This is a genomic window from Nonomuraea sp. NPDC049655, assembly GCF_044465465.1.
Classification (GTDB): domain Bacteria; phylum Actinomycetota; class Actinomycetes; order Streptosporangiales; family Streptosporangiaceae; genus Nonomuraea.
The window spans coordinates 483766-505912 of sequence record NZ_JBITLS010000008.1 but is presented as its reverse complement, the minus strand read 5'-3'; the positions used below and the strand labels follow the sequence as shown (position 1 = coordinate 505912).

16 protein-coding genes are annotated in these 22147 nt (G+C 73.4%); 5 read left to right on the top strand and 11 right to left on the bottom strand.

Annotated features, from left to right (window positions below; translation table 11 throughout):
- Positions 1-32: 32 nt before the first annotated feature.
- The 5 genes from ACIBQ6_RS27555 to thrC all read right to left on the bottom strand — a co-directional run bounded on the left by ACIBQ6_RS27555 (position 33) and on the right by thrC (position 6560).
- Positions 33-668, bottom strand: coding sequence for a response regulator transcription factor (locus ACIBQ6_RS27555; protein WP_358283423.1), 636 nt, complete (start codon positions 666-668; stop codon positions 33-35).
- A gap of 10 nt (positions 669-678) precedes the next feature.
- Entirely contained in the window at positions 679-1944 is a 1266-nt protein-coding gene (locus ACIBQ6_RS27550) for a sensor histidine kinase (protein ID WP_397215352.1), read from the bottom strand.
- Positions 1945-2087: 143 nt separating this feature from the next.
- Positions 2088-4097: a transcription termination factor Rho gene (gene rho / locus ACIBQ6_RS27545; RefSeq protein ID WP_397215350.1), complete on the bottom strand. Its 2010-nt coding sequence runs from the start codon at positions 4095-4097 to the stop codon at positions 2088-2090.
- A gap of 454 nt (positions 4098-4551) precedes the next feature.
- Positions 4552-5457, bottom strand: a complete 906-nt coding sequence (gene thrB / locus ACIBQ6_RS27540; RefSeq protein ID WP_358283417.1) for a homoserine kinase — start codon at positions 5455-5457, stop codon at positions 4552-4554.
- A 44-nt stretch (positions 5458-5501) separates the two neighbouring features.
- A complete protein-coding gene (thrC, locus tag ACIBQ6_RS27535; RefSeq protein WP_364324843.1) occupies positions 5502-6560 on the bottom strand; it encodes a threonine synthase in 1059 nt (352 codons plus the stop codon).
- A 236-nt stretch (positions 6561-6796) separates the two neighbouring features.
- Here thrC and ACIBQ6_RS27530 point away from each other — a divergent pair, with 236 nt between their 5' ends.
- Positions 6797-8185 carry a glycosyltransferase gene (locus tag ACIBQ6_RS27530; protein ID WP_397215348.1) on the top strand — a complete coding sequence of 463 codons (1389 nt, stop codon included), beginning with the start codon at positions 6797-6799 and terminating at the stop codon, positions 8183-8185.
- Between the two features lie 49 nt (positions 8186-8234).
- Here ACIBQ6_RS27530 and ACIBQ6_RS27525 read toward each other — a convergent pair whose 3' ends face one another.
- Both ACIBQ6_RS27525 and ACIBQ6_RS27520 read right to left on the bottom strand, forming a co-directional pair.
- Complete coding sequence (locus ACIBQ6_RS27525) at positions 8235-9890, bottom strand: glycosyltransferase (protein WP_397215346.1); 1656 nt, start codon at positions 9888-9890, stop codon at positions 8235-8237.
- Positions 9887-10957, bottom strand: a complete 1071-nt coding sequence (locus tag ACIBQ6_RS27520; protein WP_397215344.1) for a family 2 glycosyl transferase — start codon at positions 10955-10957, stop codon at positions 9887-9889. The genes ACIBQ6_RS27525 and ACIBQ6_RS27520 overlap by 4 nt, the downstream gene beginning before the upstream one ends.
- Before the next feature lie 235 nt (positions 10958-11192).
- On the opposite strand from ACIBQ6_RS27520, the gene ACIBQ6_RS27515 reads away from it, so the two are divergent.
- From ACIBQ6_RS27515 to ACIBQ6_RS27500, 4 genes are read left to right on the top strand one after another with little or no spacing between them, the layout of a single operon-like run.
- Positions 11193-11630 (top strand): hypothetical protein, encoded by a 438-nt coding sequence (locus ACIBQ6_RS27515; RefSeq protein WP_397215342.1) that lies wholly within the window; start codon positions 11193-11195, stop codon positions 11628-11630.
- Positions 11627-13123 carry a glycosyltransferase gene (locus ACIBQ6_RS27510; protein WP_397215340.1) on the top strand — a complete coding sequence of 499 codons (1497 nt, stop codon included), beginning with the start codon at positions 11627-11629 and terminating at the stop codon, positions 13121-13123. The genes ACIBQ6_RS27515 and ACIBQ6_RS27510 overlap by 4 nt, the downstream gene beginning before the upstream one ends.
- The gene (locus tag ACIBQ6_RS27505) at positions 13120-15195 is read left to right on the top strand and encodes a glycosyltransferase (RefSeq protein ID WP_397215338.1); all 2076 of its coding nucleotides are present in this window, start codon (positions 13120-13122) and stop codon (positions 15193-15195) included. The genes ACIBQ6_RS27510 and ACIBQ6_RS27505 overlap by 4 nt, the downstream gene beginning before the upstream one ends.
- Positions 15192-16880, top strand: a complete 1689-nt coding sequence (locus tag ACIBQ6_RS27500) for a glycosyltransferase (protein WP_397215336.1) — start codon at positions 15192-15194, stop codon at positions 16878-16880. The genes ACIBQ6_RS27505 and ACIBQ6_RS27500 overlap by 4 nt, the downstream gene beginning before the upstream one ends.
- A gap of 16 nt (positions 16881-16896) precedes the next feature.
- On the opposite strand, the gene ACIBQ6_RS27495 is transcribed toward ACIBQ6_RS27500, so the two are convergent.
- The 4 genes from ACIBQ6_RS27495 to ACIBQ6_RS27480 form a co-directional block, all read right to left on the bottom strand.
- Positions 16897-18186 (bottom strand): homoserine dehydrogenase, encoded by a 1290-nt coding sequence (locus ACIBQ6_RS27495; RefSeq protein WP_358283401.1) that lies wholly within the window; start codon positions 18184-18186, stop codon positions 16897-16899.
- Complete coding sequence (gene lysA / locus ACIBQ6_RS27490; RefSeq protein WP_358283916.1) at positions 18183-19523, bottom strand: diaminopimelate decarboxylase; 1341 nt, start codon at positions 19521-19523, stop codon at positions 18183-18185. Before lysA ends, ACIBQ6_RS27495 begins: the two co-directional genes overlap by 4 nt.
- A 163-nt stretch (positions 19524-19686) precedes the next feature.
- Positions 19687-20319: an anticodon-binding protein gene (locus ACIBQ6_RS27485; protein ID WP_397215334.1), complete on the bottom strand. Its 633-nt coding sequence runs from the start codon at positions 20317-20319 to the stop codon at positions 19687-19689.
- A 16-nt stretch (positions 20320-20335) separates the two neighbouring features.
- Positions 20336-22147, bottom strand: coding sequence for a hypothetical protein (locus ACIBQ6_RS27480; RefSeq protein WP_397215332.1), 1812 nt, complete (start codon positions 22145-22147; stop codon positions 20336-20338).

The window sequence follows — 22147 nt, the reverse complement described above, 5'->3', positions numbered from 1 at the left end:
GCCCGCATCCCCAACCCCGGGTGCAGGCCGTATCAGCGACCCAGATACGTCAAAACGGCGAGAACCCGCCGATGGTCCTCGGGCGCGGGCCCGAGGGCCAGCTTGGCGAAGATGCCGGACACGTGTTTCTCCACCGCCCCTTCGGTGACGACCAGCCTGGAGGCGATCGCGGTGTTGGAGCGGCCCTCGGCCATCAGCGCCAGGACCTCGCGCTCCCGGGGGGAGAGCAGGTCGAGCGGCGCACCCCTGCGCCTGCGGCTGAGCAGTTGCACGACGACCTCCGGATCGATCACCGTGCCGCCCGCCGCCACCTCGCGCACCGCCTCCATGAACTCGGCCACGTCGGCCACCCGCTCCTTCAGCAGGTAGCCGACGGCCTTGCCGATCAGCTCCCCCGCGTAGCGCTCCTCGACGTACTGGGACAGGACCAGGATCGGGAAGTCGGGCCTGGCCTCGCGGACCCTCAGCGCCGCCTTCAGCCCCTCGTCGGTGTGGGTGGGCGGCATGCGCACGTCGACGATCGCCAGGTCGGGCTCGTGTTCCTGGACGGCGGCCACCAGCGCGGGCCCGTCGGAGACCGCCGCGACGGTCTCGAAACCGCCGTCGGCGAGCAACCGCGCCAGCCCCTCGCGCAACAGTACGGAATCCTCGGCGATGACCACGCGCATGTGCACATGACTACCATTCGCAGGGCAGCTCCGCACGCACGATCGTCGGCCCCCCGACGGGGCTGTGCAGCACGAGCACGCCGTCGATGGTCGCCGCCCGGTCGGCCAGGCCCGACAGCCCGCCGTCCGGCGTGACGACGGCGCCGCCGATGCCGTTGTCCCCCACGTCCACGACCACGCCGCGGTCGCCTCCGAACACCGCCACCGACGCCTCCGTCGCGCCCGAGTGCTTGGCGAGGTTGGCCAGGGCCTCGGCGACGATGAAGTACGCGATGCTCTCCACCGCGGCGGGCGGCCGTTCGGCCAGTTCGACGGAGACGTCCACGTGCACCGGGGCCCGCGCGGCCAGCCCCGACAGCGCCGCGTCGAGCCCGCGGTCGGTGAGGATGGCCGGGTGGATGCCGCGGGCCAGGTCGCGCAGCTCGGCGATGGCCGCCTTGGTGCCCGCGTGGGCCTGGACGATCAGCGCCCTGGCCTCCTCCGGCTCGGTGTCGAACTTGGCCTGCGCCCGTCCGAGGTCCACCGCCACCGACAGCAGCCGCTGCTGCGCGCCGTCGTGCAGGTCGCGCTCGATCCTGCGGCGTTCGGCCTCGGCGGCGTCGATCCCCCTGGCCCGGCTGGCCCGCAGCCGCTCCTCCTCGCTGCCGCCGAGCAGCACCGTGGCCAGGGTGCCGTGCAGCCAGGCCATGCCCCGTACGAGATAGGCCGTCACGACGAGCAGCACCACGCCGGCCGCGCCCGCGACCAGCACGCCCGCCCAGTCGTCGATGATCAGGCCGGTGCGCCCGTCGCTCAGGACGTACAGGAGGCGGGCCAGGGGCGAGAGGAGCAGCACCGCCGTCGCCGTCCACAGCGCCAGCGACAACGCGGACTCCACCAGGCCCAGCGGGAGGAGCATGAGGAGGTAGCCGAGGTCCTGCCAGGTGGCCTTGTCGCCCAGCAGCCAGGTGAGGTGCGCGAGCAGCCCGCCCTCGGGCCTGCTCCGGTACGGGTCGGCGATCCGCACCCCGAACGCCGCCCCCATCAGCCGCCGCTCCAGCATCGCCCCGCCGCGCCACATCAGCACGGTCGCCATCGTCAGCGGCAGCCCCACCCAGACGATCACCAGCGGCACCGCCACCGTCGTCGCCAGGGTCACCACGACGAACCAGACCATCCCGAACAACGCGCTGACCAGCAGGTACGGAGCCGCCCGCCAGGTCATCGGGTCGACCAGCACCCCTAACGGCCCCTTCGGCCCGAACCGCACCCTGTCCTTCAGCCTCACCGATCGCATGCCCCCAGCCTGCCCGGCGCCGCGGACGGGGTGAATGGAGCAGACGTCCGACCCACAGGTGGGGTTAACCCCACCCTCGGCGCCTTGGCACGCGAAAGGGGCGGCGGGAGAACCTCCCCGCCGCCCCTCAAGGCGCGTGGCCGCTAGTCGCGGTCGTTGCTCACCGTGGTCTTCTGCACCTGCAGAAGGAACTCGGCGTTGGACTTGGTCTCCTTCATCTTCTCCAGGAGAAGCTCCAGAGCCTGCTGCATGTCCAGGGCGTGCAGCACCCGGCGGAGCTTCCAGACGATCTGCAGCTCCTCCTTGGCCATGAGGATCTCTTCCTTACGCGTGCCGGACGCGTCGACGTCGACCGCGGGGAAGATGCGCTTGTCGGCCAGGGAGCGGTTGAGCTTGAGCTCCATGTTGCCGGTGCCCTTGAACTCCTCGAAGATGACCTCGTCCATCTTGGACCCGGTCTCGACCAGGGCCGTGGCGAGGATCGTCAGCGAGCCGCCGTTCTCGATGTTGCGCGCGGCGCCGAAGAAGCGCTTCGGCGGGTAGAGCGCCGTGGAGTCGACACCACCCGACAGGATACGGCCGGAGGCCGGGGCCGCCAGGTTGTAGGCGCGGCCGAGTCGCGTGATCGAGTCGAGCAGGACGACCACGTCGTGGCCCAGCTCCACCAGGCGCTTGGCGCGCTCGATGGCCAGCTCGGCGACCGTGGTGTGGTCCTCGGCCGGACGGTCGAAGGTCGAGTGGATGACCTCGCCCTTGACCGACCGCTGCATGTCGGTGACCTCTTCGGGACGCTCGTCCACGAGCACGACCATCAGGTGGCACTCGGGGTTGTTGCGGGTGATCGCGTTGGCGATCGCCTGCAGCACCATCGTCTTGCCGGCCTTCGGCGGCGAGACGATCAGACCACGCTGGCCCTTGCCGATCGGCGAGACCAGGTCGATGATCCGCGTGGTGAGGATGTTGTGCTCGGTCTCCAGGCGCAGGCGCTCCTGCGGGTAGAGCGGCGTCAGCTTGTTGAAGTCGGGCCGGTTGCGGGCCTGCTCCGGGTCCATGCCGTTGACGGTGTCGAGGCGGACCAGGGCGTTGAACTTCTCGCGGCGCTCGCCGTCGCGCGGCTGGCGCACCGCGCCGGTGATGACGTCGCCCTTGCGCAGGCCGTTGCGGCGGATCTGGGCCAGCGAGACGTAGACGTCGTTGCTGCCCGGCAGGTAGCCGCTGGTCCTGACGAACGCGTAGTTGTCGAGGATGTCGAGGATGCCGGCGATCGGGATGAGCACGTCGTCGTCGCCGATGACGGGCTCGGTGCTGTCGAAGCGGTCACGGCCGCGGCCGCGGTTGCGCTCCCTGAAGCGGCCCCTGCGGCCACGCCCGCGGTCGTCGTCGTCGCCGCCACGCTGGTCGCCGCGCTGGTCGCCGCCACGCTGGTCACCGCGCTGGTCGCCACGCTGGTCGCCACGCTGGTCACTGCGCTGGTCGCTGCGCTGGTCGCCACGCTGGTCACCGCGCTGGTCGCCCCTGCCGCCGGCGTCCGTGGCGCGCTGGTCGCCGCGGCTGCTCTCGGCACGGCCGCCCTCACCGCGGTCGGCACGGTCGCCACGCTCACCGCGGTCGCTGCGCTCGCCACGCTCACGGCGCTCGCCGCGGCTGCGCCGCTCGCGACGGCTCTCGCGCTCGCCCCGCGTGTCGGCCTGACCGGCGTCCACGACCTGGGCCTGCTGCTCGACGGCCGGCTCGGCCGGCGCGGCCACGGGCTCGGGGGCCGCGACCACCGGCTCGGCGGCCTGCGGTGCGGCCTCGTCGGCGGGCTTGGTGCGGGAACGTTCCCTGCGCGTACGGGCGGGCCGCTCGGCCACGGGAGGCGCGGCCTCCGTCAGGACGGGCGCCGCCTCAACCGCGGCTGCCGCCGGAGCGCCATCTCCGGAGGCGCCACCCTGCTTCTCCTGGATGGCCGCGATGAGCTGGCTCTTCCGCATGCGCCCGGTGCCGCTGATGCCCAGCTCAGCGGCCATCTTCTGCAGCTCGGGCAGCACCTTGGCGGACAGGCCGGTGCCGGAGCGACGCGCACGAGGCTTGGCCGCGGCGCGGGTGGGGGTGTCGCCGGACGCGGGCTGAGAGCCTGGTGCGTCGGAGAGGAGTTCGGTGGTGTCGCTCAACTAAAAGGTCCTTCCCAGGGGTCGGGCGCCGGTTTTGTTCTGCCGGGCGTCCCGGAGGTGCTTGCGACCCGGCGGGACAGACCGGGTCGGGGTGCACGTTGCGATCTTCGGCTGTCGCGGACGGCCGCCACTCTTGGGGAGGGGTTCGTCCAGGCCGCCACAGGACCGTGGCGCGTGGCTGACACCCCCCAGATTGCTGTCGCCAACCAGATGTCGATGTGCGTCGAACGCGCAGGTCCCCGTCGTCGCCGCCTCACGTTGGGCCAACCGGGTGTGGGCCAACCGGAGGCAACGGATTCCGGGGAGACAGCCGCGCTGCTCACGCCTCGCGACGTGAAGCATGATGCAGCGATGTATGGCTGACAAGCACGCACCCACCAAGGGGGCATCTGGTGCGGCTATCAGCCTAACATCACCAGCGCACACGGCTATTCCCTGAAGGTCTAAAGAGGCATCAGCGTGTCTCGGGGAACTGAACGTTCGCACCAACCGGGTCGACGTCCATTTGCTGGATGTGCCAGTCATTACCCACTTCTGGCGCGATCAAATCCTGCGTATCCGGTGACGAAAACGCAAGAACCGTGGGACCCGCCCCCGAAACGACCGCGGGCACGCCGACTGCACGCAGACGTTCTACCAGACGCGCGCTCTCCGGCATGGCAGGCGCGCGATAGGGCTGGTGGAGACGGTCTTCGGTGGCGGCGAGCAGCAGCTCTGGTTCCGGCCGCGAGGTCAGCGCGGCGATCAGCAACGCGGCCCTGCCGGCGTTGAAGGAGGCGTCCTTGTGGGGCACGTCCTTCGGCAACAACCCCCGAGCGGTCTCCGTGGCCAGCCGCGTCGTGGGAACGACGACGACCGGACGGACCCTCTCGTCGGGGGCCAGCTTCACCATACGCGCTGCTCCCGCGTGGTCGGTCCAGGCCACCGTCAGGCCCCCGGCCAGGCACGGAGCGACGTTGTCGGGGTGGCCCTCCATCTCGGTGGCCAGCGCGAAGACCTCGTCGTCGGACAGGCCGCCGTCGCTCAGCGCGCGGGCGGCCAGGATGCCGGCGCAGACGGCGGCCGAGGACGAGCCCAGGCCGCGGGCGTGCGGGATGCGGTTGACGCAGCGCAGGGCGATGCCGGCGGGCTGCGGCGCCCCCATGCGGGCGTACGCCTCGCGCATCGCCCGGACGACGAGGTGTCCCTCGCCGAGGTCGACCTCGCCCGCGCCTTCGCCCTCCACGCTCACGCGCACGCCGGGCTCGGCGGTGAGCGTGGCCTCCACGTCGTCGTAGAGGGTGAGCGCCAGGCCGAGCGCGTCGAAGCCCGGCCCCAGGTTGGCCGACGTGGCCGGCACGCGGATTCGCACCGTCGTCATCGATTCACGGTTCTCTCGTCGTTCGCTCACTCCCCGTGCGCCTCTCAGGCGAGGTTGAGCGCCGCGGCGGCGGCGTGCACGTCGATGGGGATGACCACCGGGGCGGGTGCGCCCGAGATGGCCCAGTCGGGGTCCTTCAGGCCGTTGCCGGTGACGGTGCAGACGATGCGCTGCCCGGCCTCCACGAGCCCCTGCGCGTGTGCCTGGAGCAGCCCCGCGACGCTCGCCGCCGAGGCCAGCTCCACGAACACGCCCTCCTCCTGGGCCAGCAGCTTGTACGCCGCCGCGATCTGCCGGTCGGTCACCGCCTGGATGACGCCGCCGGACTCGTCGCGGGCCGCGGTGGCCAGGTTCCAGGACGCCGGGTTGCCGATGCGGATGGCGGTGGCGATCGTGTGGGGGTGGGTCACCGGGGCGCCCTCGACGATCGGCGCGGCGCCGCTGGCCTGGAAGCCGAACATGCGCGGACGCTTCGTCGAGACGCCGTCGTCGGCGTACTCCTGGTAGCCCATCCAGTAGGCCGAGATGTTGCCCGCGTTGCCCACCGGGATGCAGTGGATGTCGGGGGCGTCGCCGAGCGTGTCGACGATCTCGAACGCCGCCGTCTTCTGACCCTGCAGCCGGAACGGGTTGACCGAGTTGACCAGCGCGATCGGGTAGCTGGAGGACAGTTTGCGGGTCATCTCCAGGCAGTCGTCGAACGACCCCTCGACCTGCAGCAGCGTGGCCCCGTGGACCAGCGCCTGCGCCAGCTTGCCCATCGCGATCTTGCCCTTCGGCACCAGCACGGCGCAGGTCAGCCCCGCGCGTACGGCGTAGGCCGCCGCGGAGGCCGAGGTGTTGCCGGTGGAGGCGCAGATGACCGCCTTGGCGCCCTCTTCGACCGCCTTGCTGATGGCCATGGTCATGCCGCGGTCCTTGAAGCTGCCGGTCGGGTTCGCCCCCTCGACCTTGAGATAGACCTCGCATCCCGTCAGCGCCGACACGCGGTGCGCCGGGACGAGCGGGGTGCCGCCTTCGAGGAGCGTGACGACGGGCGTCTTCGTGGTGACCGGAAGACGCTCTCGGTACTCCTCGATGAGGCCACGCCACGACCTGCCCATGATGACTCCCTACCTGCGGTGTTGGCCACCGAGTGTACGGGGTGCGCGGCGCGGGCGCGGAGCCGAGTCCACTGAGTGGACAGGTCGTTGGACAGCGCCACTATTCAGGAAATTCTCAGCATCTCCCGATAAGGTCTCGGCAGGGGGTCACCATGAACGCGCGTCCTGCTTTGAGGCAGAACGACTATTCACCAGTAGTGCCGCCGGAGCTCGGGGCCTGGTCGCCGGGGTTGTCCGTGAGCGTGGTGATACCGACGCACGGCGGGCAGGACAAACTCGACCTGACGCTGGCCGCGCTGGCCGCGCAGACGTACCCGGACCATCTCATGGAGGTCCTGGTCGTCGACGACGGAAGCGCGCCGCCCGTCCGGCTGCCGGAGATCCGGCCGGTCAACACCAGGATCGTCCCGGTACGCGACGGCTGGGGCATCTCCAACGCGGTCAACACCGGCGCCAAGGCCGCCGACGGGGAGATCATCCAGCGGCTCGACGCCGACATGGTCGCCTGCCGCGAGCACATCGAGGCCCTGGCCCGCTGGCACCACGTGACCGACTACCTGGTCACGATCGGGATGAAGAAGTTCGTCGAGGCGCCGCCGGTCACCGCGCGGCAGGTCTTCCGCGCCGAGCGCCTGGACGAGGTGTTCGACCTGGCCGGGGCCGTGTCGAGCTCGACCGAGGCGACGATCGAGAAGACCGACGGGCTGCGCAGCAGCCGCAACCCGTACCACGTGTGCACCGGGCCGACCTTCGCCCTCCCCCGCGAGGTCTTCGACGCCGTGGGCGGGCTCGACCCGACCGTGGTGCGCGGCGAGGACACCGAGTTCTCCTACCGGCTGGCCATGCACGGCGTGGTGTTCGTGCCCGACCGGGCCGCCCAGGCGGTGCACCTCGGGCTGCCGGCGCAGCACCGCGACCGGGAGCGGGCCGTGCGGGCGGTGGAGCCGTACCTGGCGCACCGGATCCCGCTCCGCCGGGACCTGCGCAAGGACCGGGGGCGGCGGTGGCTGGTGCCGTACGTGGAGATCGTGCTGGACGTCACCGACACCTCCGAGTCGGTGGTGCGGCGGGCGGTGACGGCGGCCCTGGACGGCAAGCTCCAGGACGTCGTGCTGACGCTGGTGGGCCCGTGGTCGCGGCTCGACGACGGGCGGCGCGCGGTGTTGTCGGACCCGTGCTTCGAGCTGCGGCTCATGCGCGACCTGTGCGCGCACGACGAACGCATCCGGCTCATCGACGAGGCCGCCCCGACGCCCGCGCCCACGCCGTTCCGCTACCGGGGTCCGGTGGACGTGCCGCTGCACCGGGCGACGCTGGAGCGCATGGTCGAGTCGGTGCAGAAGGACCTGACCGGGGTGCTCGTCGTCGACCTGCCCGACGGGCGCACGGCCCGGCTCGAACGCACCTCGGCGCTGGGCCGGGCGCTGCTGCTCGCCGGTCCAGGCGCCGATCTCGACGAGGTCATCGACGCCACGCACGGCGTGCGTCACGAGCCGCCGGACCGCTACTGGCCCGCGCCGCCGCAGCCGGAGCCGGTCACCATCCCCGCGACGGTCGCGGTCCCGGCCGAGTCCGCCGAGAACACCCTGTTCAGACGGCTGAAGTCGGCCCTGCGCCCGAACTGACCACCGTCCGCGGGACGCGGTCGGCCGCGCAGGCGGCCCAGCGCCCGTTTCATCGCAGGCGGCGGCCCAGCGCCCGTTTCATCGTGGCCGACAGCAGGGTGCGCAGGCTCTGCTGGGCGCGGTTCGCGGCGGCGAGCTGGCGGCGCAGGGTGCTCACGTCGCGCCGCAGCTCGACGGCCGTCCTGCGCCACCGGGTGGCCTCGTCCCGCCACTTGGTCACCTGGGCGCGCAGGCGGTCGGCCTCCGCCGCCAGCCGCTCGGCCTCGGCCCGGGCCTCCAGCCGCGCCCGGTACGCCCCGCGCCGCCCGATCAGCGGCGCCGCCTCCGTGGCGAACCCGTAGGTCTCGCCCTCGACCCAGGACACGCCGGACACGGCGTCCACCACGTCGTCGAGGTCGCCGGGCTCACCGGGCTCACCGGGCTCGCCGCCGGCCACCATGCGGGCCCTGGCGAAGGCCGAGCGGCGTTCCAGGCGGGCCGCCACGACACCGTGCGACGACTCCCGCAGCAGCACGGCGACCAGGCCGAGGCCCTCGTCGCGGGCCAGGTCGAGCAGGCGGGCGAGGGTGTCCTCGCCGGGGATCCAGCCGGGCGGCAGGCGCAGCACGAACGGCGTGGCCGGGTCCAGCTCCTCGGCCGTGGCCAGGCGCACCCGTCCTTCATGCAGGTAGTGGCCGTGGACCAGGGCCAGGTCGAGGCCGGGGTCCTTGAGCGGGGAGCGGCGCTCGCGGCCCACCTCGTCCCAGGGGCCGAGCAGGAGCACCGACAGGTCGGGAACGGTCCCGGCGAGCAGGGCGTCCACGGTCGCGCGCACGCTGTCGTAGCCGGCCGTGCCGTCCACGACGGCGGTGACGTACGGGATCTTCCACTGGCGGGACGGATGGGAGCGCAACCACCGGTACGCCGGGATGCGGTCGGCCACGAACGCGTGGCTCACCCGGTCGATGGACTCCTTGTCGCGCATGCGCATGGTCGGGCCGAGATGGTAGGCGCGGGCGCGCGGCTCGGGCACGAACACCGCGCCCGCCTGGCCCAGCCGGTAGCCCATCTCGGTGTCCTGGCCGAGGATCAGCTCGTCGTCCATGGGGCCGGCGGCCTCGATCAGGCGGGCCCCGACCGAGGTCGCGCCGCCGACGTGCAGGCTGAAGGGACGCTGGGGGTTGGCGGTGAGGCCGTCGGTGCGTTCGACGAGGTCGACGATCCAGGCGTGCGGCTCGGCCGGCTCGAAGTGCTCCTCCAGGTCGGCGGGGAGCTCGGCGGGCAGCTCCGCGTCGGTGAACCTGATGTAGCCGGTCACCACCAGGTAGGGGGCCGTGTGGTGCCAGCGCATGTGGGCCTCGATCGCGCCCGGGGTGAGGACGACGTCGGAGTCGAGCCAGTGGATCACGTCGCCGGTGGCCTCGGCCAGCCCGGCGTTGCGGGCGTTCGCGCGGCCGGGCTGGTCGCAGACGATCAGACGGGCGCCCTCAGGACGGACGTCGGGCAGCCGCAGGGGCGGCACGCTGCCGTTGTCCACGACGATGACCTCGGTGAGCGCGGCCGGGTAGGTCTGGCGGGCGAGACCGGCCAGCACCAGGTCCAGCTTGTCCTGGCCGCCGTAGGCCGGGATGATCACGCTGACCGTGAGCGACGGGGTGAGATCCTCGGCGGGCCGCAGCACGCGGTAGTCGTTGCCGCGCACCGGCGGCGTCTGGCCGTTGTTCATGCGGCTTCCATCAGCAGGCTCGGCCGGAAGCCGTGCCATTGGTTCGTGGCGATTCTGACGAAATGGGCCAGGGGCAGCTGCCAGGTGTGCTCCTCGGTGAACCCCCTGCGCAGGACGTAGCCGAGGCCGTGCGTGCGATAGACGCGCGCGCCGATCTTTTGCGCCGCTTTCACGAACTCCAGATCGACCGCACGCGGAAGCGCGGGAAATCCTCCAATTTCCCGAAATTTCGCGCTTTGGAGCAAAATGGTGCCTCCGGCTACGTGATCCGCCCAAACCTCGCTAGGGTACGCCGCTCCGCTCGCGAACGTCGTCCGCCGGATCGTGGCGCGCAACGGCTCCAGGTAGAAGAACTCGGCCGTCGTGCCCACCACGTCGGCCCCCGCGTACGAGCGGGCCATGAGGAGGTCGGACAGGTGGCCGGGGCCGTACCAGTCGTCGTCGTCCCACTTGGCGAGGTAGTCGCCCGAGGCCAGGGCGGCGACCCGGTTCAGCACCTCGCCGAACGGCACCGTCCTGGCCGCCTCGACCCACCTGACGGGCAGCGAGCACGCCTCGACGGCCGCGCGCACCTGTTCGAAGGCCACCCCGTGCAGCCCGAGCAGGACTTCGGCCTCGACGCCCCGCTGCCGCTCCATCTGCGCCAGCGCCGCGCGGACCAGGGCGGGCCGCTTGGTCGACATGACGATGCTGACCGTCGCGCGGGCGGGCCGGTGGACCAGGCGCCGCAGCCGTACGCTGTGCTCCTCCCGCCGCAGGTCGGCCAGGCAGCGCGCGGTGCCGTCAGCGGGCGCGGCGAGCCAGTCGCGGTCGGTGAGCAGCGCGGCCAGGTCGCCCGGCACCCACGCGGGGGCGTCCTGGGCGGTCAGCGGGATCCCGGCGCCGGCCAGCTCCGTCAGGCCGTCGAGCGGCACCGGCTCGGCGGGCCAGTCGATCTCCAGTCCGCGCCGGGAGCGCAGCGCGGGCACGTCGGGCGGCCCGCCGTCCACCTGCCATCCGTCCGACCAGTGCAGCCGGGCGAACCCCTTGCCCGGCGTACGCGTGAAGCCGCAGGGGGTGACGGACATGGACGATGCTCCTCGACCGGACGGGACTGGATCGGCGCCTACCTTACGCCCGTTTTTACACGTCAGTAGACAGACAGGCAGCTTTCGGGTGGCGGACGGCATGAGCCCCGAGGCCGGGTTCCCAGTTTTCCTCCAGGAACATATGGCACGGTAGTGGTCAGGGTTTATTAGGGTGGCAATAATCCCGCCCATCCTCCTATGCCCGACTAGTCGTGACTATGAAAGGTTTGCGCGGATGCTCTCGCCCCGCCGACTGGCAGCGGCCGCCGCACTTCTCGCAGTCGTCGCCGCCGGGGTGCTCGCCCTGCTCGTCCTGGCCGGCCTGCTCACCCTCGGCGCGGCGGCGGCCGTCGCCGCGTTCGCGGTCACGCTGGCCGCCCTCGCCCTGCTGCTGCTCACCGTCCGCCGCGTGGACGGCAAGGCGCACCGGATCGACCTGCGCATGAAGAAGCACGAGGCCGAGCTCGCCCGTGCGACGACCGCGGTCAAGAACCTCGAATCCCGGCTGGAACTGCTGGTCCAGGCGGTCGAGGAGTCGGCCGCGCGGCGGGCCGACGACATCGGGGCGATCCTCGCCTCGCTCGGCGAGGACCGCGTGAACGCCATGACCAGGGCCCGGGAGGTCGAGGAGCTGCGCGAGAAGGTTCGCGCGCTGGCCAAGGGCCTGGCATGACCCGCGTCCGGCACAACGACTACGGGGTGCTGCGCCCGCCCGCGATCGGGGAGTGGACGCCCGAGCTGCGCGTGTCCGTGGTCATCCCGGCCTACGACTGCCAGGAGGCGCTGGAGCGCACGGCGTCCGCGCTGGCCGCGCAGACCTACCCGGCCGGGCTCGTCGAGATCGTGGTCGCCGACGACGGCAGCACGCCGCCGATCGAGCTGCCGGGGGCCCGCGTCGTACGGGTGACCGACGGCTGGGGGCGCGGCGCGGCGCGGCAGACCGGGCAGCTGGCCGCCACCGGCGAGGTGATCCACTGGCTGGACTCCGACATGATCCTGGCCCCCGACCACCTTGAGGCGCACATGCGCTGGCACCACCTGCTCGACCACGTGGTGGTGATCGGCGACATCCGGTTCGTGACGGCCCCCGGCGAGGAGGGCACGCGCCCGGAGTACACGCGCAGGACGCTGGAGTCGACCCGGATGCTGAAGGACGCGGGGACGAGCGCGTACCTGCTGCACACCGGGGCCTCCACGTCGGTGCGCGCCGAGCTGCTGCGCGCGGCGGGCGGCGTGGACGCCTCGCTCAACATGGCCGAGGACACGGAGCTGGGCTACCGGCTGGCCCAGGCGGGGGCGGTGTTCGTGCCCGATCCGCAGGCCAGGGCGTGGCACGTCGGGCCGTCCACGGTGATGCTGCGGGAGAAGGAGGTCCACCGGCACAACTGGTCCTACCTGGGCGATCTGGTGCCGGATCTGCGCTGGCTGCGCGGCCATCCCCGGCGCCACTGGCGGGTGCCGTACGTGCGGGTCGTGGTGAGCGCCACCACGTACGAGGAGACCCGGGCGAGCGTGGACGCGGCGCTGGCGGGCACGCTGCCCGACGCCGCCGTCACCGTCGTCGGCCCCTGGGGCCGGCTGACCGGCGAACGCCGGTCCAGCCTCGACGACCCGCTGCTGGACCTGCGGCTGCTGCACAACCTGTACGCCCACGAGCCGCGCGTCACTTTCGCGGAAAGCGAACCGGTCACCGCCGCCCCCACCCCGTTCCTGCTGCGGCTGCCCGCCGGCTGGGTCCTCGGGGCCGACACCCTCGCCCGGCTGGTGCGACTGGCCGACGAGGACGTGCTCGGCCTGCTCTGCGTGGCGCTGGCCGAGGACGCGGACGGGGTCGTGGCCGCCCGGCTGGAGCGCACGGCCGCCTTCGCCCGCGCCGCGCGCTTCGACGGCCCGGCCGACGACCTGGTGGACGAGCTGTTCGGCGTCCTGTGGGTTGAGGGCGGCGAGCACGGCTTCGGCGCCGCCGCCGACCCACCGCCGCTGGGCGGCGACCCGGCCAAATGGCGCGCCCTGGCGGCCCGGCGGCTGGCGGAGACCAAGGAGCTGCGCGATCAGGTCGACCGGCTCTCCGCCGAGGTCGAGCGCCTGTCCCGCGCGCAGGAGCAGGAGGACCCCGCTCCCGGGCCGCTGAGCTCCCTGATCCGGCACCTGCGGAGCGCCGGATGAGCGCCGAGCGGCGGACGGTCACCGCGTTGCTGGCCGAGCTGCCGGACGCCCGGGTGTTCCTGGCCGGCATCGAGAGCCCCACCTTCCCGGCCGACGGCGAAGGCGGCCAGGGCGGCGAGGGCCGCGCCGGACTGCCCGCCGGCGCCGTGGACCTGGACCGGGACCTGCTGGAGCCGCCCGCCGAGCCGGAGTCGGCCGACCACGTCCTCGTGCTCGCCAGGACGCCCGCCGACCTGCGCAGGGTGGCGACCCTGCACAAGCTGCTCCCGCTGGCGGGGCGGGTGGTGGTGTGCGTGCTCGACGCCCCCGCCTCGCACCCGGCCCCCGTGCCCACGCCGACCCCCGCGCACCGCTGGCGGTCGCTGACGGACCTGCGGGTCTACCAGCCCAGGAGCCGGGTGTGGGTGGTGGACGCCCGCTTCTCGGCCGCGACGCCCGCCGGCCGCACGGTGACCGCCACCGCCCGCGCCTTCGCCGGCCACCGCCTGGACGTGATCGCCGCGCCCGCCGCCGGCATCGCCGGGATCGGCTCGGCCGACTGGCGTCCCGGCGACCCGAACGCCACGCCCGCCGAGGTGAGCGGCCCGGTCCCCGAACGCGTCGGCGCCCCCGGCAGCGACGTCGTGCTCCGCACGCTGGGCGACGTCGCCCTCCGCGGCCTGGCCGGCGACGCCCTGCGCCCGCCGGGCGACGGCCGCGCCCCGGACGCGTCCCCGGCCCTGACGCCGGGCGGGTCCGCCGAGCCGGGCGGGAACGGCTGGGCGGGCGGGATCGGCTGGGCCGGGGATCAGGCGCCCGTCGAGCGGCCCACGATCGTCGCCGCGAGCTGGGAGAGCATCGGGCGCCCCGGCGGGGCGGGGTCGCCGCTGGCCGATCCCGAGGTGCTGGGCGAGCCGTCGATGGTCCCGCCTGTGGACGAGCGGCTGGTGAACCCCCAGGGGTTCGTGACCACGCCGTCCCGGGGCATGGCCGCGCTGGCCGAGCGCGACGGCCGCTGGTCGGTGCTGCTCGACGGCAGGGTCGTCACGACGTTCGCCGAGTCGGGCGGGGTCACCGACGCCGACGTGGCCAGGCTCCGGCAGATCCGCGGCGTCGAGGTGAGCTGGCAACATCCGCACAGCGGCCCGCTGGCGGCCGTGCGGGTGCTGGCCGGTCTGGCCGCCGCCGGGGTGCCGCTGGTCACCGGAGCCGTGCCGCGCTGGGCGGGCGCTCTGGGGGACGAGCTGGTCGCGCTCCTGCCCGCCGCCCCCGACCTGTCCGACGAGCTGCGGCGCGAGGAGCACAGCATCCGGCTGCGCCGGGCCGCCCTGCGCACCCATGGCGTGGCGGCGCGGTGGGAGCAGCTCGGCGCGCCCGCCCCCGCTCCCCCGCTCACCTCCGTCCTGCTGGCCACCCGGCGCGCCGACATGGTGCCGTTCGCGCTGCGGCAGATCGCCCGCCAGCGCGACGCCCAGCTCGAAGTGGTGCTCGCGCTGCACGGCGTGCCCCGGGAGCACCCGGACGTCGCCGCCGCCCTGGCCGACTTCGGCGGCCCGCTGACCGTGTACGAGGCCGACCCCGCGGCCGTCTTCGGCGAGGTGCTGAACGAGGCCGCCGCCAGGGCCTCCGGCTCGTTCCTGCTCAAGATGGACGACGACGACTGGTACGGCCCCGACTTCCTGGCCGACCTGCTGCTCGCCCACGCCTACTCGGGGGCGCAGGTGGTCGGCACGGTGCCCGAGTTCGTCTATCTGGCCTCGATCGACGTCACCGTGCACCGCAGCCAGGTCACCGAGCAGATCACCAGTTTCGTGGCGGGCGGCACGATCCTGGTGGAGCGTTCGGCGTTCCAGGCCGTGGGCGGCTTCCGGCCGCTGCGCCGCTCGGTGGACACCCAGTTCCAGGAGGCCCTCCAGGCGGCGGGCGGCCAGATCTACCGCACCCATGGCCTGGGCTACATCCTGCGCCGCGGCCCGGCCTCCGCCCACACCTGGCAGGAGCCGATCGGCACGTTCCTGCGCCGCAACCGGCGCCAGTGGCGCGGGTTCCGCCCGAACGCCCTGATGGAGCTGGAGGGGAGCAGCCGCCCATGACCGTCCCGCGCATCCGTGGCAACGACTTCGGCGTCCTCGACCCGCCCGAGCTGGGGGCCTGGGAGCCGGAGCTCGCCGTCACGGTCGTCATCCCGGCGCACGACCGCCAGGAGACCCTGGACCTGACGCTCGCCGCCCTGTCCGCGCAGAGCTACCCGGCGCACCTGCTCGACGTGATCGTGGTGGACGACGGCAGCGCCACCCCCATCCGCCTGCCCGCCCTCGCCCCTGACGGCACCAAGCTGATCTCCAGCCCGCCGGGCGGCTGGGGACGCGCCTGGGCCGTGCAGGCCGGCCTGGACGCCGCCGCCGGCGACGTCGTCCTCGTGCTGGACGCCGACATGGTCCCGCACCGGCGGCACGTCGAGGCCCAGCTCCGGTGGCACCACCTGGCCCCGTACGTGGTGGTGCTCGGCTGGATCGACTTCACCTCGGCCGGCGAGCCGCCCACGCCGGAGCAGGTCGTCCAGGCCCTGGACGCGGGCGCCGAGGACGGCCTGTTCCCCCTGTCGCCGCACCGGCACGACTGGGCCGAGCAGATCATCCACGACCACGACGGCCTGCGTACGGCGTCCGGCGCGACGGCCGCCCGCGTGCACGTGGGGGCCACGGCGTCGTACCCGGCGGCACTGCTGCGCTCGATCGGCGGCCTGGACACCTCGCTGGTGCTGGCCGAGGACACCGAGCTGGGGTACCGGCTCGTCCAGGCGGGGGCGGTGTTCGTCCCGGACCCGCAGGCGCGGGCGTGGCACGTCGGCCTGCCGACCGCGATGCGCGACGTCGCCGCGTTGAAACGGTACAACGACCCCTACGTGGCCGACCGGGTTCCCTACCGGCGGTATCTGCGGACGGATCCGGGGCGGCAGTGGCTGGTGCCGTACGTGGAGGCGGTGGTGACGGCGGGCGGCTACGAGGACACCCGCGCCACCGCGGACGCCCTGCTCGCCTCCTCCATCCCCGACGTGCGCCTCACCCTCACCGGCCCCTGGCCCGCGCTGCCCACCGGACGCCGCTCGCCCCTGCGCGACCCCGACCTGGACCTGCGCCTGCTCAAGGCCGCCTTCGAACACGACCCGCGGGTCCGGCTGGCCACCGAACCACCTCCTGGGCCACCCACCGGCACGACGGCCCCCTTCCGACTGACCGTGCCGTCCGGCTGGACCCTCTCCCCCGGCACACTGGAACGCCTGATCGCCCACCTGGACGAGCACGACCTCGGCAGCCTGTGCCTGGCCCTGGACGAGACCCCGCAGGGCGTGGTCGCCGCCCGCCTCGACCGTACGGCCGCACTGTCCAGAGCCGCCCTGGTCGCCGCCCCCGGCGACCACCCGGACGACCTGATCGACGCCCTGTACGGCCTGGAATGGGCGGACGGCGCGTCGTGGGGCCTGCGCCGCCGCCCCGACGTCTACCCGCCGCGCCGGCCGCCGGTCGCGGAGCTGGCCCTGCTCACCGCCCGCCACGAGAAGGAGCTGACTCTCCACCGCAAGCGCGTCGCCGCCCTGCGCGCCGAGATCGCCCAGCTGCGCCGGGAGGCCGCCAAGAACGGCAGGGACGCCTCCCGCTGGCGGGAGAAGGCCGAGAGCTGGCGGCGCGAGGCGGTGCGGCTGGCCCGCGAGCAGGACCGCACGGTCCTGAAACGGGCCGTGCGCCGCGTCCGCGACCTGGCCTTCCCCGCCCACTGACCGGGCGGGGCGGGCGTCAGTCGTCGCCCTCCACGCGCATCACGCCGGCGACCGCGCGGACGATGTCGAGCTCGCGCAGCCCCTCCATGGTCGCCGTGAGGGCCGCGTCGGTGGCGCGGTGGCTGACGATGACGAGCTGGGCGTCGTCGCCGTGCCCCTCCTGGCGGACGGTCTGGATGGACACGTCGTGCTTGGCGAACAGGTCGGCCACCCGCGCCAGCACACCGGGCTTGTCGGCCACGTCGAGCGCCACGTGGCAGCGCGTGACCGTGTCGCCCATCGGGTGGACGGCCAGGTCGGCGTAGGTGGACTCCTCAGGCCCGCGGGTGCCGGCCAGCCGGTTGCGGCCGACGGCCACGAGGTCGCCGAGCACGGCCGAGGCCGTCGGCGCGCCGCCGGCGCCCTTGCCGTAGAACATGAGCTGCCCGGCCGACTCCGCCTCCACGAACACCGCGTTGTACGCCTCGCGCACCCCCGCCAGCGGGTGGGTGCGCGGGATCATCGCCGGGTGCACCCGCACGCCGAACGAGCGGCCGTCGTCGGAGCGCTGGCAGATGGCCAGCAGCTTGATGACGTAGCCCATGGCCTTGGCGGAGGCGACGTCGGTCGCGGTGATCTCGGTGATGCCCTCGCGGTGCACCTTGTCGGCGGTGACCCGGCTGTGGAAGGCCAGGCCGGCCAGGATCGCGGCCTTGGCGGCGGCGTCGAAGCCCTCGACGTCGGCCGTCGGGTCGGCCTCGGCGTAACCGAGCGTCTGGGCCTCCTCCAGGGCGTCGGTGAAGGACGCGCCCGAGGTGTCCATCTTGTCGAGGATGTAGTTGGTGGTGCCGTTGACGATGCCGAGCACGCGCTTGACGTGGTCGCCGGCCAGCGACTCGCGCAGCGGGCGCAGCAGCGGGATGGCGCCGGCGACGCTGGCCTCGAAGTAGAGGTCGCCGCCGCCCCGGCGGGCCGCCTCGTGCAGGGACGAGCCGTCCTCGGCCAGCAGCGCCTTGTTGGCGGTGACGACCGACTTGCCGCGTTCGAGGGCGGCCACCATGAGCGTGCGGGCCGGCTCGATGCCGCCGATCACCTCGACGACGATGTCGATGTCGTCGCGGGTGACCAGGGACTCGGCGTCGGTGGTCAGCAGCGCCGGGTCGACCTCGATGTCGCGCTTGCGCCCGAGTCTGCGCACGGCCACGCCGGCCAGCTCCAGCGGTGCGCCGATGCGCGCGGCCAGGTCGTCGGCCTGCTCGTGCAGGAGCCTGATGACCTGCGAGCCGACGACGCCGCAGCCCAGCAGAGCCACTTTCAGCGGTTTCACAGCTGCCCCCTCAACAGGTCGTCCTCGGTCTCGCCCGCCACGATCACCCGGGCCGCGCCGTCGGCGACGGCGACCACGGCGGGCCTGGGCAGGTAGTTGTAGTTGCTGGCCAGCGAACGGCAGTAGGCGCCGGTCGCGGCCACGGCGACCAGGTCGCCGGGCGCCAGGTCGGCGGGCAGGTGGAAGTCGCGCACGAGGATGTCGCCGCTCTCGCAGTGCTTGCCGACCAGGCGGCTGAGCATGGGCGCGGCGTCGCTGGCGCGGCTGGCGAGGGTGGCGGTGTACTCGGCGCCGTAGAGGGCGGTGCGCACGTTGTCGCTCATGCCGCCGTCGACGCTGACGTACGTGCGCAGCCCCTCGACGTCCTTGACCGTGCCGACCTCGTAGAGGGTGATGCCGCCCGGCCCCACGATGGTGCGGCCCGGCTCGACGGTCAGGCGCGGCACCGGCAGGCCGGCGTCGGCGCAGACCTTGGTGACGATCTCGCGCAGGCCGTCGGCCAGCTCCTTGATGTCGGGGGCCTCGTCGCCCTCGACGTAGGCGATGCCGTAGCCGCCGCCGAGGTCGAGCTCGGGCAGGACGACGCCGTGCTCGTCCTTGATCTGCACCAGCAGCGTGGCCAGCCGTCGCGCGGCCACCTCGAACCCGGCGGTGTCGACGATCTGCGACCCGATGTGGGAGTGGAGGCCGACCAGGTCGAGCTGCGGCAGCGCGAGGATGCGGCGCACGGCCTCGGCGGCGGCGCCGGTGTTGAGCGACAGGCCGAACTTCTGGTCGTCGTGGGCCGTGGCGATGAACTCGTGGGTGTGGGCCTCGACCCCGGTGGTCACCCGGATCATCACCTTGGGCCGCTTGCCGAGCTGCTCGGCGAGGTAGCCGAGGCGGGCGATCTCCTCGTAGGAGTCGACCACGATGTGCCCGACGCCGCACTCCAGGGCGCGGGTCAGCTCGGCCGTGGACTTGTTGTTGCCGTGGAGGGTGATGCGCTCGGGCGGGAAGCCGACGCTGAGCGCCACCGCCAGCTCGCCGCCGCTGGCGACGTCGAGGCCGAGGCCCTCGTCGGCCAGCCAGCGCACGATCTCCTTGCACAGGAACGCCTTGCCCGCGTAGTGGACCTCGGAGCCCTGGAAGGCCGTGGCGTAGTCGCGCATGCGTGAGCGTACGTCGGCCTCGTCGAGGACGTAGAGCGGCGTGCCGAACTCGCGGGCCAGGTCGCGCACGTCGACGCCGCCGACCGTGAGCGTGCCGTCGGTCCGGGTCGACGTTCGGGGCCAGATCGCGGGGTCGATCCGGTTGAGGTCGGCGGGCGCCATCGGGGGGCGCTCGTGGGGCAGCATCTCGGCGTGCCGGTCCCCGGCTGGATGGACGAAGCTCACCCGATCGAGGCTATCGGAACCGCCGCCCCTTCCAGGACCACCGCCCACGTATCGAGACGCGATCAAGGTCCACAAGCAACATTTTCACGATTTTTCGCGCTTTAGCCGGATATTTTACGATCCATCACAATCTTTCCGGCCCAACCAGTACCCCCCGGACGGCCTCCGCCAGCCGCAACCGCGCCGTGTGCACCGGCCGGACCGGCTCGTCCCCCATCGGGACGGCGGGGGCGTGCTCGTGGGCGTCGTGGTAGGCCAGCGCCAGCCGGACCGAGAAGGCGTCCCAGCCGGGGTCGCGGCTGAGGGCGCGTCCGGGCAGCTCGGCCAGCACCCGCAGCACCCGGCGGTCGTGGGGGCCGTCCAGCAGTTCGGGCCGGAAGCCGGTGAGCGGCACCCCCAGCTCCCCGGCCCACCGCCGCACCGCGCAGGCACGGACGTGGGCGTACCGGACGACGAAGCCCGGGTTGTCCCACGTGCGCGGGAAGTCGGGCCAGCCGGGCTCGGGCAGGGCGGGCGGGTCCAGGGACTCGACCAGCCGTCCCGGCGCGTCCACGACGATGCGCAGGAAGCCGTTCGGCCGGGCCCGCGCCTCGCTCACCCCGTCCACCGCCCGCACCCGCGCGGCCAGCTCGGCCGGCGGGACGCGGCGGCGCAGCGCGGCGGCCGTCACGTAGACGGCCTCCCGCTCCCAGGTGCCCTCGGGCGCCGGCGGCTCCCCCAGCACCTCCGCCAGCGACTGGGCGAGCAGGTCGGTCATCGACTCAGCGTAGGCGTCAGATCAGCGCGTGCGGCTCCGCCGAGCCGTACTCGACCAGGTGGGCCGCGCCGAGCAGCCAGCGGTCCTCGTCGCGCACCCGCACGTAGCCGAACCGGTCGGCGGAGAACACCTTGACGCCGTCGGTGCGGCACTGGCGCATCATGACCTCGTCCCAGCCCTCGGTGAGGTCGGCGAAGCCCACCTCGCGCAGGGCGTTCCTGCGGGCGAGCAGGGTGGCCCCGGCGATCTCGGGGAGGTAGGCGTACTCGGCCTCGGGCTGCTTGAGCAGGGTCGCCTGGGGTTTGCGCAGGTGGGCGTAGAAGGCGGCCTTGCCGACGATGTCGGCCGTGCTGAACAGGAAGGCCCGGCGCAGGTCGGACAGGTAGTGCGGGCCGTAGACGTCGCGCGGGTCCATGACCGCGACCAGGTCGGCCTCGCACAGGTCGAGGCCCTTGGCCAGCATCGCGCCCTCGCTCATGGCCGGGTGGGGCCGCCGGTACAGCACCTCGGCGTCGGTCAGCACGTCACGGGCGCGCAGCTCGGCCTCGGGCGGCCCGATGACGATCACCTGGGCCACGCCGGACTGCCTGGCCACCTGGGCCAGCGCGTGCTCCATGAGCGACGGGTCGAGGATCGGCAGCAGCACGGAGGTGTCGAGGGTGGCGCGGGCGCTGGGCAGGCCGATGGCCTCCAGCAGCTCGTCCACGCGCTCGGTCATCGTCCCCGTGCCGTAGGCGCGGCGCAGGGCCACGTGCGCCCGCCGCGAGTCCGGCTCGGTGCCGATCGGCGTGCCGCAGGCGGCGATCTCGGCCAGCCGCCACTGCGGCGTGCCCGGCGGGCAGTCGGCCGCGGCCGGCCAGCGGTAGGAGGTGAGCACGTCGGGATAGGCCAGGTGCGGCGGCAGCAGCTGGTCGAGCGTGAGCACCCGGTCCACCCGCCCGCCGGCCAGCGGCAGCGGGTTGTGCACCCGGGGCTGCACGCCGAAGTGCAGGCGCGGCCACGGGACCGTCATGTCGGTGGTGAAGCGGTGCTCGAACAGCTCGGCCGCGGCGGCGTAGTCGGCCACGTCGCCCTGGGTGTGCCAGAAGACGGTGCGGATGCCGCGCTCGGCGCACCAGGCCAGCAGGGCCCTGAGCCCCTCGCCCGGCTCGCCGGTCAGCTCCTCCAGCCACGGCCCCTGCGTGACGGACTCCACCACGAGCAGGTGGGGCACCTCCAGCGGCAGCACGCGGGCGAAGTCGCGCGGCGTGAACCCGGTCGTCTGACGCCACTCGTAGCGCAGCAGCGCCTCGACGTGCGGATCGGCGACGACGGCCGCGGTCAGGTGCGGGCGGGTGTTGGGCCCGGTGGGGATCCGGTACGGCTTGAGCTTGAACGAGGCCCCGCCCAGCGTCCTGGTCGTGCTGGTGGCCTGGAACGACGCCCCAGGACGCGCCTCCTTGGCCCCCTGGACGGCCACCGGCCGGCGCTTGGGCGCGCTGGGCCGCTTGACCGGCTTGGCCGCGCCCTTGAGCCCCTTGGCCAGGCGCATCGGGTTGTTCTTGCCGCTCTTGATGGCGTCGCCGAGCCGGTTCCAGCGGGCGACCTTGATCGAGGACAGCTTCCAGTTGGCCACCTCGGCCTGGAAGCGCTGCTCGGCCAGCTCCTTGCGCAGCCTGTCGGCCGCGGCCCGCTCGGCCTCCAGCCGCTCCTCGGTCTCGCTCAGCTGCTCGGCCAGCTTCCTGGCCTCCTCGGCGCTCTCCTCGGCGGCCGCCAGCCTGGACTGCGCGGCGTCCAGCAGCCTGGCCAGTTCGGCCGCGCGCTCGGCCTGCGCGACAGCTTCCCGCAA

Coding starts and splice junctions, on each gene's coding strand:
- lysA (WP_358283916.1), bottom strand. CDS start 19,523: ATGCTGCCCCACGAGCGCCCCCCGATGGCGCCCGCCGACCTCAACCGG.
- ACIBQ6_RS27485 (WP_397215334.1), bottom strand. CDS start 20,319: ATGACCGACCTGCTCGCCCAGTCGCTGGCGGAGGTGCTGGGGGAGCCG.
- thrB (WP_358283417.1), bottom strand. CDS start 5,457: ATGACGACGGTGCGAATCCGCGTGCCGGCCACGTCGGCCAACCTGGGG.
- ACIBQ6_RS27525 (WP_397215346.1), bottom strand. CDS start 9,890: ATGAACAACGGCCAGACGCCGCCGGTGCGCGGCAACGACTACCGCGTG.
- ACIBQ6_RS27500 (WP_397215336.1), top strand. CDS start 15,192: ATGACCGTCCCGCGCATCCGTGGCAACGACTTCGGCGTCCTCGACCCG.
- ACIBQ6_RS27555 (WP_358283423.1), bottom strand. CDS start 668: ATGCGCGTGGTCATCGCCGAGGATTCCGTACTGTTGCGCGAGGGGCTG.
- thrC (WP_364324843.1), bottom strand. CDS start 6,560: ATGGGCAGGTCGTGGCGTGGCCTCATCGAGGAGTACCGAGAGCGTCTT.
- ACIBQ6_RS27510 (WP_397215340.1), top strand. CDS start 11,627: ATGACCCGCGTCCGGCACAACGACTACGGGGTGCTGCGCCCGCCCGCG.
- ACIBQ6_RS27515 (WP_397215342.1), top strand. CDS start 11,193: ATGCTCTCGCCCCGCCGACTGGCAGCGGCCGCCGCACTTCTCGCAGTC.
- ACIBQ6_RS27550 (WP_397215352.1), bottom strand. CDS start 1,944: ATGCGATCGGTGAGGCTGAAGGACAGGGTGCGGTTCGGGCCGAAGGGG.
- ACIBQ6_RS27505 (WP_397215338.1), top strand. CDS start 13,120: ATGAGCGCCGAGCGGCGGACGGTCACCGCGTTGCTGGCCGAGCTGCCG.
- ACIBQ6_RS27520 (WP_397215344.1), bottom strand. CDS start 10,957: ATGTCCGTCACCCCCTGCGGCTTCACGCGTACGCCGGGCAAGGGGTTC.